This is a genomic window from uncultured Marixanthomonas sp. (assembly GCF_963974425.1).
Taxonomy (GTDB): domain Bacteria; phylum Bacteroidota; class Bacteroidia; order Flavobacteriales; family Flavobacteriaceae; genus Marixanthomonas.
Genome location: NZ_CAXBCK010000017.1, coordinates 55,591 through 68,066 on the forward strand (window position 1 = coordinate 55,591; position 12,476 = coordinate 68,066).

The following is a 12,476-nucleotide window of genomic DNA, read 5'->3' on the forward strand; positions in this document are numbered from 1 at the left end:
CTAAGATTTACTTTCCGCTTTATTAAATAAACTATACGGATGAAAAGATTAGTCAATTCAAAAATATACGGAGCGGTCTTTCTTTTAATCTTTGTTTTTTCAATAGGGATTTTAGCGTTCAGGTTCTTCTCCGGTTATACTTGGATTGATGCTATTTACATGACCGTAATAAGTATTACTACGGTTGGTTTTCAAGAAGTTCGCCCATTAGGGCCTTTTGAAAAAATGTTTACCTCTCTTCTCATACTTTCAAGTATATTTATAGTCGGGTATGCAATTTCAGTAATTACGGAATATATTTTAAGTAAAAATAATATTGGTAACTTAAAACAAAAACGAGTGCAAAAACAAGTAGACTTACTTCGTAACCACGTCATCGTTTGTGGTTATGGGCGTAATGGAAAGCAAGCTGTTGAAAAACTAAATGATTATAAAAAAGAATTTGTAGTTATTGAAATTGACGAACAGATAGTGGAGCGTTTTTCTGAAACTGATATCTTAGCTATAACTGGAAATGCCAATGAAGATAAAGTTTTATTGCAAGCCGGAATTGAAAAGGCGTCTACTATAATATGTGCATTGCCTAGTGATGCTGATAATCTTTTTATTGTGCTTTCTGCAAGGCAGATGAATCCAAAATTAAAAATAATAAGCCGTGCTAGTGAAGAAACCAGTTACCAAAAATTAAAACTCGCAGGAGCTGATAATGTAATTATGCCCGACAAAATAGGGGGTGACCATATGGCGAACTTAGTTGTAACCCCAAACTTGGTGGAATTTTTAGGTAACCTTTCGGTTTCAGGAGAAAAAGATAGTATTAATGTGGAGCAGATACCTTTTGAAAACGTTTGCCCAGACGGCATTCAAAAAGCAATTCTAGAATTAGATATAAGAAATAAAACTGGCTGTTCAGTAATTGGATATAAAGCTTCAGGAGGAGAATATATCGTTAATCCTGAGCCATCTATGAAACTTGAAAAAGGTTCTAGTTTAATACTGATTGGAAGACCTGATCAAATTAAAAACCTAAAAAAATTATACAACGTTTAAGAAACTGTTAATTTTTTAACGTATAAATGTTTGAAATACGCCATTTTTTTTAGCATATTGCCAAGACAAATTTTTTTCAATCGAATAGTAATTAACTAAAAACAAAAATGAAGAAGCTACTTCTTTCCTTATTTGCAATTTTAACCCCATTATTAACATACGCTCAAGATTCTAGTACTTCAGCTAATATAGATGCTACTTTTAAAAAGTATACAGGATGGTTTGTAGAGTTCATTTTTTATGAAATTCCTTTTTCTGAAGAGTTTCAAATTCCATGGGTTTTAATTGTACTAATAGGAGGAGCTACTTATTTTACTATTTATTTTAAGTTAATAAACTTCACAGGGTTCTGGACAGCAATTAAAGTTGTTCGGGGAAAATATGAAGATATTGAAAAACACGGTGCCGATACTTTATATGGTGATTCTACACCAAATGAGGGTCAAAATATAATTGAAACGATGAGAGATGATAGTGCAGAAGGAGAGGTTTCTCACTTTCAAGCACTAACCGCAGCGCTTTCCGCCACAGTAGGATTGGGTAATATTGCCGGTGTTGCTGTAGCATTATCCATAGGAGGGCCTGGGGCAACATTCTGGATGATATTAGCTGGTCTTTTAGGGATGGCTTCAAAATTTGCAGAATGTACACTCGGTGTAAAATATAGAGATGTAGGACCAGATGGCACTGTGTATGGAGGCCCAATGTATTACTTGAAAAAAGGGTTAGGTGAAAAAGGAATGGGCGGATTAGGTAAAATACTTGCCGTTATATTCGCAATTTTTGTAATAGGAGGTTCTTTTGGTGGTGGAAACATGTTCCAAGCAAATCAAGCAGCCGCACAATTTGTACAGCTTTTTGAGTTTTCAAACCCTAATGCAGGTCTGTACTTTGGATTAGGAATGGCATTTTTAGTTGCCATTGTAATTATTGGAGGAATTAAAAGGATAGCATCTGTAACCGAAAAGATTGTTCCATTTATGGCTGGTGTCTACGTGTTGGCTGCAGTTATAATATTAGTTGCAAACTATCATCACATAGGAGATGCTTTTAGACTTATCTATGATGGAGCTTTCTCGGGCTTAGGAATAGCTGGTGGATTAATTGGTGTTATGATCCAAGGTATTCGTCGCGGAGCTTTTTCAAATGAAGCTGGAGTTGGATCGGCAGCGATTGCACACTCTGCAGTTAGAACAAAATATCCTGCCAGTGAAGGTATTGTTGCACTTTTAGAACCTTTTGTAGATACAGTAGTAATTTGTACTATGACAGCCTTAGTAATTATTATTACAAATTATGAGGCAGGCTTTATGGAATACGGAACCGAAATTACAGAAGGAGTTGAAATAACCGCAACAGCATTCGATACGGTAATACCACACTTTTCTATTGTATTAACTATTGCTGTTATATTATTTGCATTCTCTACAATGATTTCTTGGTCATATTACGGTATGCAAGGTTGGAAATATTTATTCGGGAAAGGAAAAATAACAGACATGGTTTACAAATTCTTATTCTTAATATTTGTAGTAGTAGGAGCATCAATAAGCCTTGGTTCTGTTATAGATTTTTCAGATGCGATGATATTTGCAATGGTGGTTCCTAATATTATTGGAGTAATATTATTAACACCTATAGTAAGAAAAGAACTTAAAAAATATATGAACGCAATAAGTAAAAAGGAAGATGCACTAGATAGCGGAGCAGAAGACCAAACAAAGCATATTTAGAATGTAACATCCATAACTAATAATTGGGAGATATGAAAACAATAAAACCCCACTTCAAGTTCAATCGAACTCAACGAAGTGGGGTTTTACTTTTACTATTGTTAATACTAGGCTTGTTATGCACATATTTTTTTATAGATTTTTCTGAAAAGTCTACGTTTGATACAACTTCGGAAGAAATAGCAATAATACAAGAAGAATTAGACTCGTTACGTGCTGCTGAAGCAGAAGCTAAGAAACCAAAAATATATCCTTTTAACCCCAATTTCATAACCGATTATAAAGCATATACACTTGGTCTTTCTACTGAAGAATATGATCGTTTAAAGGAATTCCGAAGCAAGGATCAATGGGTTAATTCTGTAGCAGATTTTAAGAAAGTAACACAAATTTCTGATTCGTTGTTAGCTGAAATAAGCCCTTATTTTAAATTTCCAGAGTGGGTTACTAACCCTAAGCCAAAAAAGAAAAGATATACTAATTACAGTACTGAAAAGCCCTACGCCCAAAAAATTGACCTAAATAAAGCAACAAGACAGCAATTGCAGCAGGTAAGTGGAATAGGAGAGGCCTACAGCGACAGAATTATAAACTATAGGGAAAAGCTAGGAGGGTTTGCAGACGATTTACAATTATATAATGTGTATGGTCTTGATGCAACTGTAGTAAAACGCGCCTTGCTTCAATTTACAGTGAAAACCCCAAAACAGATTGATAAGATGAATATCAATACTGCTTCGGCATCTGATATTGCAACCATTCCTAATATTTCATTTGAATTAGCAAAAAAGATTTGGGAGTACAGGAAACTTCGAGAAACTATAGCAGACATTTCAGAATTGCAGAAAATTGAAGGGCTCTCAAAAAGTAAGTTACAGCTAATTCAGTTATATTTGTATGCGGAGTGATCAATGATTCTATACATTGAAGTGCAGAAATAAGATGCATTTCAAAGAAAAACAATAAAAAACGAAACAATTATATATGAGTAGCATGTACTTTACAGAAGAACACGATTTTTTCAGAAAAAGCTTTCGAGATTTTTTGCAGAAAGAAGTAGTACCACACATTGAAAAGTGGGAAAAAACCGGTGATATAGAACGCTTCATTTGGAAAAAATTTGGTGAAATGGGCTATTTCGGAATCAACTACCCAGAGAAATATGGTGGTTTAGATTTAGATCTATTTTATACGGTGATTTTTCTAGAAGAACTTCAGAAAGTAAATTCAGGCGGTTTTGCAGCTGCTATGTGGGCACATGCTTATTTAGCACAGACACACTTAAACAAAGAAGGAAACCACGAGCAGAAAGAAAAATATTTGGCCCCTAGTATTGCTGGCGAAAAGATAGGTTGTCTCTGTATAACTGAACCTTTTGGAGGTAGTGATGTAGGAGGCATGCGAACCACAGCAGTTAAAAAAGGAGATAAATATGTTATTAATGGTTCTAAAACATTCATTACTAACGGCGTGTATAGTGATTACCTAGTAGTCGCTGCGAAAACGTCACCAGAGCTTGGTAATAAAGGCATCAGTATTTTTGTGGTGGATCGCGATACCAAAGGTATTTCTTCCACAAAATTAGATAAACTAGGTTGGAGAGCTAGTGATACAGGTGAAATAGCTTTTGATAATGTAGAAATTCCTGCTGAAAACCTAATGGGCGAAGAAAATAAAGGTTTCCCTTATATTATGCAGCATTTTGCATTAGAACGCTTGATAATGGGGGTAAATGCTCACGCCCGTAGTGAATTTGCTTTGGAGTATACCATACAGTACATGAAAGATCGTGTTGCTTTTGGTAAATCTATTTCTAAGTTTCAGGCGCTTCGTCATAGAGTAGCACAATTAACTAGTGAAGTTGAAGTGTGTAAAACGTTTAACTACGTAACTACCAAAAGGCTTAACGATGGCGAATATGTGGTAAAGGAAGCCACGATGTCCAAATTGATTTCTACAAAAGTTTCCGATGAAGTGATGTACGACTGTCTACAATTTCTCGGCGGTTATGGTTATATGGAAGACTATCCATTGGCACGTTTAGCACGGGATAGTAGATTGGGGCCTATTGGTGGAGGAACTTCAGAGATACTACGTGAAATTATTGCCAAAATGGTGATGGACGGAGTAGAATACAAACCGGCGACTTAACCTTTACTGAAACATCAATCATGCGTTTATCATTTCTAAAATATTTTTTTAGTGCAACTTTGTGTTTATTAAGCTTACAGCTTTTTTCCCAAACAGAAATTAAAGGAAAAGTAGTTGATTTTACACAGCTATTACCCATTGAAAGTGCCAGTGTCTATGTGCAAAATTCAACCATTGGAACTATTACCAATACCGATGGGAAATTTTCATTGACTGTTCCTGAAAAATATGTAAACGATACGCTCGTAATTTCATCCATAGGTTTTAAGAGCTATAAAACCCCAGTAAAGGATTTTGATGGTTCCGCGGATATTTTCTTGGAAGAAGACATCGCTTCGTTAGATGAAGTAATGATTATTGCTGAAACTAGACCTAAAACAGGAAACGAAATCGTGTTGCGGGCCATTGAGGAATTACCTGATAACTTACCAGAACAGCCTTATTTGCAGAAAGGATTTTTAAGGCATAAAGAGCGTAACAAAAAAGAGTTTAAATGGCTTATTGAAGCGGCATTGACCTTATACGATTCCAGTTATGCTTCCGGCGCTAAGGAGAACTTGCAGGTAAATATAGACGAAATTAGAAAAAGCTATGACCTTAGAGATGTGGATAGCCTGTTTGCTTATACATCGTATTTAAAGTACCACGAACATAAAGTAAATATAAAATCAAAGACACTTCGAAGAGATACTATTGAAACAGCCTCTTTGGTCAAAGCCATTAAATGGAACGACGAACGCGTAAACGGCTTGGATAACTTGTTTAAAGGAAAGCTCAGTTTAATTAGAAATGCAAATGCCACTGGAGCACTTTTTGGGGAAGATGTGCTTAAAACACATCAATTTACGCTTGATACGGTTTTGGTGGATAATGATAGAAAGCTATATAAAATTAAAATTTTAAAAGGTGAAGATTATGTTGGCCTGAACACCAAAAATATCTATAATGAAGGGTTTGAACCTAAAGGGTGGCTCTATATTTATTGGGACAATTACGCTTTTAAGAAGATAGAATATGAATTGGTAGCTGCTTCTACCGCACAAAAACGAAGAAGTAAAAGCCTTTTTGACACGTTGGTAAACCATAAACTGGAACTCACCTATAAAGAATACAACGATAAAATGTACCCTAGTTACATATACTATGAAACCCCAAAATTGGTACAGGTTGGAAACCGCTCATCCGATAAGATAGACGAAGAAAAAGCCCAAGCAGATAAAGAAGAACAGTTTTACTACACGGTACAAGAAATACTTTTTACTGAAATTGTTGATGACCCGTTACAAGTTCAACAGGCAACACAAAATAATTGGTCTTCTGATATTTTTGTGTCCAGACCATATAACGCAACATTCTGGAAAAGCTACAATGTATTGTTAGAGAGTAATGAAGAAGAGCAGCTCATCCAAGATTTAAGCAAAAGGGCCTCGTTGTTTAAGCAGTAGGGTAGATTTACGATGTACGATTTTGGACTTACGATTTTCAAAATTATAATTTATCTAAGTTCAATTAATAAATTAGAAATAGGGTTTTACAGAAGCCCTCTTGAAATGATAATACAGAAGAGATATTACGATATTCTTCTTAAAAAACTTCTTTAAATTTAAAATTTTAACAAAATATATTTGGATTTAACACATTGGGGGGGGGGTAGTTTTATTGATAATCAGATGTTTAATTTAAAATCTTTTTATTATGAAAAAACTTATTTTACTTTCGTTCGTTGCAATTATTGGAGTTATAGGATTATCCTCCAATACTTCAATTGATACTATTAATTCTGGTGATGACTTTTCATTTCCAGAATATTCCGATGTTTTATATACAAAAGTTGCTGGTGATGGTTGTTATGCAGAATGCGGAACTACCTCTTGTTCAGGGTCAGGTGATTGCGTGTGCTCTTGCAGTACGCTTCAGTGTGATTGTGAACCCAATCCAGATCCTGATCCAATAGGCTATAACGAAGTACCTGAAATTGACGTTTCAATTAGTGAAAAACAATATAAAAACTTGAAAGCCTTGGCTTATATGCTTTATGAAGCTGAAGATAACAATGCCAATAAGGCTTATTTACATTTAGGCAATGCTATTGAAGGCTTAAAAAGTAAAGATGCCCCGGCTTATCATAAAGAAAGGGACTTGTATTATAAATCGCTTTACGAAATAAGCTCTGAAAATACCAAACTAAAGCTCAATACATTTTTTGAAAAAGTTGGTGTAACTGAAAGAGTTTAATTTTATAAACAAAATAATGATCCTGTGAATTCGTTGTAATTTACGGGGTCATTTAACTTTTAATAATGTCAGCATGAAGTGTTATAGTTTATTAAGTATATTTTTGATATTTACTTTTTCTTCTTTTTCACAAACTAAAAATAACGCAGAAGGTAAAATTACCTATGAATATATTTCACATTATACGTTTGAAAAAGTAAACAGACAAGCTACTTTATTTTTTTCTGAAAACAATTCTGTTTTTATAGATTCTAAAGGGAAAGAACCAATCGTTTATATGAACGGGGTAAACTTCAGGGATGGGTATTATGTTCAAGATAAAATTGGAAACCTGATTTTTAAAGATTTCGCCTTGGATACCATACAAATTCGAAAGCTGGTAAATACAGAGCCCTATGTAACAAAAGAACCGCTACCTAAATTTAATTGGAAAATAAAAGATAGTATAAAAAGCATAGGTTCTTTTAAATGCAGGCTTGCCACAACAACTTTTCGAGGTAGAAATTACAATGCTTGGTTTACACAAAAAATACCTTTTAGTGATGGTCCTTGGAAATTCTCAGGCTTACCTGGAATGATATTGGAAGTTGTTTCAGATGATAATGACTACCAGTTTTTGTTCAAATCCATAGAAATGCCGCTAAAAGATAAAAAGGAAATCATTACCTTCAATAATGATGGAACCTATCTCGATTTTGAAAAATTTAAAACAGCGGAAGACATTGAGTTTCAAAAAATGAAAAAGCAGGGTGAAGCAAAATGGCTCAGCTCTGGAGGTAAGCCAGGAGGCTATACGTTGACTAAAAACCCTACAAACCCTATTGAGCTGTCTTATGGCAAAGAAGATTAGTTTATTTTTTATTCTTACTTCGGTTTTTGCTTACTCACAGCAAAAAATAACTGGAAAAGTTTATAATAACAAGACTTCAGAGCCACTTTCAAATGTGATTGCATCTATTTTTAGTGGCGATTCCATTATTGCTTATGGTAAAACAAATGCAAAAGGCGAATTTGTAATAGCGAGTAAAAAAGCAAAGAATGTTACTATTGTTTTCAGGAAAAATGGGTTCGAGTCATTTAAAACTGAAATAAAAAAACCAATAGGTGCTTTTTACTATTTAATACCGGAACAGGAAAAACCTGAATATTTAGAAGAGGTAATTTTAAAATCAGAGAAAAGTTACATCCGCACAAAAGACGATACGGTAACGTATGGTGCAAATAAACTTCGAAACAATACAAGCACTACGGTTGAAGACCTTATCCAAAACATTCCTGAGATTGCAATAGATGAATTAACGGGGACAATTAGGTACCGAAATAAGGAAATTTCCAATATTTTGATTGATGGGGATGATATAACTGGAAAAGACTATCAAATTATATCTAAAAATCTTGGGGAAGAAGCTGCCAAAGCCATACAGGTTATCGAAGGTTATACTGAAAACGAAGTATTAAAAAATTTTGAGAGGGACAATAAAGTTGCGCTTAACCTTAAAACCGAAGAAAAATACAGAAACAAACTAAAAGGCAATAGCAAGCTGGGCTATGGCGTTGAAGATAGGTACAATATGAAGACCACGCTCATTTCCATTTCAGAAAAATTAAAAACCATCAATACAGTAGGATATAATAATGTTGGTGAATTTTCATTGGGAAATATAGTGTCTTCAAAAAATCTCCAAAATAATCAACAGCCACTATTAAACAGTAATGAGCTCAACTTTATACATTTAAAAGGAAGTTATGACAACCAATTGCGCCTTAGCTTGTTCAATACTTTAAATATACTTGAAAACAGTGATTTTACTGTTTCAACAAACCAAGCTTATAAATTTGACAAGGACAGTAAATTAAAGTCCAATATTACCTATTATAATGATAAAATAAGCTCAATTACTTCAGAAGCTCTACTTCCCTATCGTTCAGGTATTGATATATTCAACAATCAAAACAGTCGTAATAAGCGGGAGAATTTTAAGGTGGGACTGGAATTTTCAAAAAACTACAGTGATCGCGAAAAGTTATTGCTACGAACACAGTTTAAAAACAAAAACCGTCTTATAACTGAATCTGGAGTGCAAAATGATGTCCCGTTTAAATTTTCGGGAGAGATCAATAACCCTGAGGTTCGTTTTATGGCAGATTATACCAAAAAATTGGGCAATAAAGCAGCTTTGGTTTTGTTTAATAACACTTCCATTTCGCAAATAGAAGAAAATGATATAATTGAAAACAATTACAACCTTTTTTTTCTTGATAGTTTGCAAACGGGTTTTATTGAACAAAATATTGGTTATAGAGTTTTCAAAAGCAATTTTGGGGTTAATTATGCTTATAAATTTTCAACGAATAACATTATAACTACGGCACTTTTGTTTACAAATTACAACCAACAGTCAAATATAAATTTTACTACTGCATTTTTTGAAGATGATTCCGTTTATACACGAAAACTTACAAACCTATCACCACAATTGCATTGGTCTTTATTTAAAAAACATTCCAATATTTCAATACTTGCAAAAGCTTCAATTTTGAATAATGATTGGGACGCATCGAATAGCGCAAACGTTGAATTTACTCCAGATGTACAATATGCTTTCAGGAAAATCACAAGTGAATTTAACGAACTCAATTTCAATTTTCAATTTCAAAGGAAAATATCTTTCTATGACTTTTTTGACCGAAGCAAAGTTGCGTTGTTAAAAGACAGTAATTACTTTTACTTAAACAATAACCAAGACAATCTTTATTATCTATCCAATAATTTTGGGTTGAATGCTTTTTATGGTTTTGATAAAATTGGTTTGGAGGTTAGTGCCGGTTTACAATATGATTTTGGTAAAAAGCCATTAATAGATAATTTGGTCTTTTATGAAAATTACTATCTAAACGAAGTTGTGGAAAAAGAAAACAAGTTTAAAAACCTCAAAATACAATTTGGTTTCAATAAATTTTTTAAAGATTTCTTTTCTACAGTAGAGCTCTTGCCAAGTTACTCGTATAAGGAATATGATAATATTGTATCTTCAAATCGTGTTTTTAACAATATTCATAATTACCGGATTAGGTTAAATTTAGGCACTTCGCTTTCAAATTCAATTCAAGTATCCTTAGGTGCTCTTTACAATTATACTTTGAGCAGGCAAGAAAATGGAGTCAATGGTTCTACTAAAACCCATATAAGTAATTTCTCCGGGTATTTTAATACAGGTTTAACCCTTTTTAGCAAAAAACTCACAATAAATATTGAAAATGAATATATAAATTATGACACGAGTGAGGGGTTTTTGTACTCATCGATACTTTCAAAATATAAACCCAAAAGTTCTAAATTTGAGTTCGGATTTTCTTTAAAAAACCTTTTTAACAATGAATCTTTCTCTAGTAGGAATGTTACCACGAACTTTCTATACGAAAAAGAAGTATCTGTTATTCCACGTTTAGCTGTTGTATCGGTAAATTATGTTTTCTGAAAAAAAATCGTAATTTGTAATTCGTCAATTTAAAATTTAATAGTATCTTTGCCGACCTAAAGAGAGGGGGTGATGACACTATGTTAATAATACCAGTAAAAGACGGCGAAAATATAGATAGAGCGTTAAAGCGTTTCAAGCGTAAGTTTGACCGTACAGGAACGATGCGTCAGCTACGTAAACGTCAACAGTTTACCAAGCCATCTGTTAAACGCAGAGCGCAAATCCAAAAAGCCGAATATATTCAGAATTTAAGAGATCAGGAAGAAATTTAAATTCCTGAGAAGGCAGAAGTTTTCTGTCAACTCTAAACCATACATCCGTTGGAAAGAAATTTCCAACGGATTTTTTTATGAAATACCATTTCATTTTAGCTTTTTTCATCGAATTTTCAGTACCTTCACATAACCCATAATTCGTATCACGTACTTCTAAAATCGTTACTTGAATATGCCTTTTTCAGCTTTTATCGATTATTTATCTTTAGAAAAGAAATATTCTCCTCATACCGTTACGGCTTATAAAAAAGATCTAGAAAGTTTTTTAGAATTTGCTTCAGCAGCATATGAATATACTGAAATAGCTACCGTAAACTATTCAATTATCCGTAGCTGGATTATTGCATTGGTAAATAACGGAGTTTCTAACCGAAGTGTGAATCGTAAAATTTCCTCGTTAAAAACGTATTACAAGTTTTTGCTGAAAACAAAACAAATAGAAGTAAGTCCGTTAGTTAAGCATAAAGCTTTAAAAACTGCAAAAAAAGTACAAGTTCCTTTTTCAGAAAAAGAAATAAACGAAGTATTGCGATTGCTTCAAGAAGCAGAAGGGTTTGAAGGCATCCGAAATAAATTAATTGTCGAGCTTTTTTATACTACGGGTATGCGTCGGGCTGAATTAGTAAATTTAAAAATTGGAGCTATTTCTGAAACATCAAAAACAGTTAAGGTTTTAGGAAAGCGTAATAAGGAACGTATTATACCATTGCTATCAACGGTAATTAAAACAGCTTTGGCGTATAAAGCTGAGCGTTTAAAATTAGAAGAAATAAAAGGTCGTGATTATTTATTATTGACTGCTAAGGGCGTTAAAATATATGAAATGCTTGTCTATCGGGTGATAAATTCTTACTTTAGTAAAGCGTCTGAAAAGGTGAAGAAAAGTCCGCATATTCTGCGACATTCTTTCGCTACTCATCTTTTAAATGAAGGTGCAGATTTAAACGCGGTAAAAGAGTTATTAGGGCACTCTAGTTTGGCTTCTACGCAAGTTTACACGCATAGTAATATTGCAAGGCTAAAACAAGTGTATCAAAACTCGCATCCTCGCAATTCAAAATAAGTATTAACTTAAAAATTTCGCTTATGAAAGTAAATGTGCAAACTCCAAATTTTGTTGCAGATGGTAAGCTTATCAACTTTATTGAAAAGAAACTTTCTAAACTAGAACAATTTTATGATCGTATTATTTATGCCGATGTTTTTTTAAAAGTTCAAAAAACCAGTGAAAAGGAAAATAAAAATGTGGAAATACTTTTAAGTATTCCTGGTGATGACTTGATAGTCAAGAAAGAAGCTAAGTCTTTTGAAGAGGGAACAGATGAGTGTGTACATGCATTACAGCGGCAATTAAAAAAACGGAAACAAAAACAAAGAGCATTTTCTTAAACTTTTTTGATAAAATATTTTTTTAAATAATAAATTTATATAAATTTGCAGTCCGTTAGAAATAGCGGACTTTTTTATGTTGAATTTTCAACTTAGAAAAGGGCTTCAAAGCCGATGTAGCTCAGCTGGCTAGAGCAGCTGATTTGTAATCAGCAGGTCGT

11 protein-coding genes are annotated in these 12,476 nt (G+C 33.5%); all 11 read left to right on the forward strand.

Features of this window, described 5'->3' with window-relative positions; all coding sequences use genetic code 11:
* Positions 1-39: 39 nt before the first annotated feature.
* The 11 genes from AACZ92_RS06690 (at position 40) to raiA (ending at position 12,315) form a co-directional block, all read left to right on the forward strand.
* Positions 40-1,050, forward strand: coding sequence for an NAD-binding protein (locus AACZ92_RS06690; RefSeq protein WP_339698749.1), 1,011 nt, complete (start codon positions 40-42; stop codon positions 1,048-1,050).
* Positions 1,051-1,157: 107 nt separating this feature from the next.
* The gene (locus tag AACZ92_RS06695; RefSeq protein ID WP_339698752.1) at positions 1,158-2,783 is read left to right on the forward strand and encodes an alanine/glycine:cation symporter family protein; all 1,626 of its coding nucleotides are present in this window, start codon (positions 1,158-1,160) and stop codon (positions 2,781-2,783) included.
* Between the two features lie 32 nt (positions 2,784-2,815).
* Positions 2,816-3,691, forward strand: a complete 876-nt coding sequence (locus tag AACZ92_RS06700) for a helix-hairpin-helix domain-containing protein (RefSeq protein ID WP_339698755.1) — start codon at positions 2,816-2,818, stop codon at positions 3,689-3,691.
* A 76-nt stretch (positions 3,692-3,767) separates the two neighbouring features.
* Positions 3,768-4,934, forward strand: a complete 1,167-nt coding sequence (locus AACZ92_RS06705) for an acyl-CoA dehydrogenase family protein (RefSeq protein ID WP_339698758.1) — start codon at positions 3,768-3,770, stop codon at positions 4,932-4,934.
* A gap of 20 nt (positions 4,935-4,954) precedes the next feature.
* On the forward strand, positions 4,955-6,379 hold the full coding sequence (locus AACZ92_RS06710) for a carboxypeptidase-like regulatory domain-containing protein (protein ID WP_339698761.1): 1,425 nt from the start codon (positions 4,955-4,957) through the stop codon (positions 6,377-6,379).
* 250 nt (positions 6,380-6,629) lie between these two features.
* Positions 6,630-7,169 carry a hypothetical protein gene (locus AACZ92_RS06715; protein WP_339698763.1) on the forward strand — a complete coding sequence of 180 codons (540 nt, stop codon included), beginning with the start codon at positions 6,630-6,632 and terminating at the stop codon, positions 7,167-7,169.
* Between the two features lie 103 nt (positions 7,170-7,272).
* Positions 7,273-8,019 (forward strand): GLPGLI family protein, encoded by a 747-nt coding sequence (locus AACZ92_RS06720; protein WP_339698765.1) that lies wholly within the window; start codon positions 7,273-7,275, stop codon positions 8,017-8,019.
* Positions 8,003-10,648, forward strand: coding sequence for a hypothetical protein (locus tag AACZ92_RS06725; protein ID WP_339698767.1), 2,646 nt, complete (start codon positions 8,003-8,005; stop codon positions 10,646-10,648). Before AACZ92_RS06720 ends, AACZ92_RS06725 begins: the two co-directional genes overlap by 17 nt.
* Before the next feature lie 80 nt (positions 10,649-10,728).
* Positions 10,729-10,923: a 30S ribosomal protein S21 gene (rpsU, locus tag AACZ92_RS06730; protein ID WP_117157555.1), complete on the forward strand. Its 195-nt coding sequence runs from the start codon at positions 10,729-10,731 to the stop codon at positions 10,921-10,923.
* A 175-nt stretch (positions 10,924-11,098) separates the two neighbouring features.
* Positions 11,099-11,989, forward strand: coding sequence for a tyrosine-type recombinase/integrase (locus AACZ92_RS06735; protein WP_339698772.1), 891 nt, complete (start codon positions 11,099-11,101; stop codon positions 11,987-11,989).
* A 23-nt stretch (positions 11,990-12,012) separates the two neighbouring features.
* Entirely contained in the window at positions 12,013-12,315 is a 303-nt protein-coding gene (raiA, locus tag AACZ92_RS06740) for a ribosome-associated translation inhibitor RaiA (RefSeq protein WP_339698775.1), read from the forward strand.
* The last annotated feature ends 161 nt before the right edge of the window (positions 12,316-12,476 follow it).

Bases quoted from the DNA above. Each gene is read 5' to 3' on its own strand.
- AACZ92_RS06690 (WP_339698749.1), top strand. From the start codon at position 40: ATGAAAAGATTAGTCAATTCAAAAATATACGGAGCGGTCTTTCTTTTA.
- AACZ92_RS06695 (WP_339698752.1), top strand. From the start codon at position 1,158: ATGAAGAAGCTACTTCTTTCCTTATTTGCAATTTTAACCCCATTATTA.
- AACZ92_RS06700 (WP_339698755.1), top strand. From the start codon at position 2,816: ATGAAAACAATAAAACCCCACTTCAAGTTCAATCGAACTCAACGAAGT.
- AACZ92_RS06705 (WP_339698758.1), top strand. From the start codon at position 3,768: ATGAGTAGCATGTACTTTACAGAAGAACACGATTTTTTCAGAAAAAGC.
- AACZ92_RS06710 (WP_339698761.1), top strand. From the start codon at position 4,955: ATGCGTTTATCATTTCTAAAATATTTTTTTAGTGCAACTTTGTGTTTA.
- AACZ92_RS06715 (WP_339698763.1), top strand. From the start codon at position 6,630: ATGAAAAAACTTATTTTACTTTCGTTCGTTGCAATTATTGGAGTTATA.
- AACZ92_RS06725 (WP_339698767.1), top strand. From the start codon at position 8,003: ATGGCAAAGAAGATTAGTTTATTTTTTATTCTTACTTCGGTTTTTGCT.
- rpsU (WP_117157555.1), top strand. From the start codon at position 10,729: ATGTTAATAATACCAGTAAAAGACGGCGAAAATATAGATAGAGCGTTA.
- AACZ92_RS06735 (WP_339698772.1), top strand. From the start codon at position 11,099: ATGCCTTTTTCAGCTTTTATCGATTATTTATCTTTAGAAAAGAAATAT.
- raiA (WP_339698775.1), top strand. From the start codon at position 12,013: ATGAAAGTAAATGTGCAAACTCCAAATTTTGTTGCAGATGGTAAGCTT.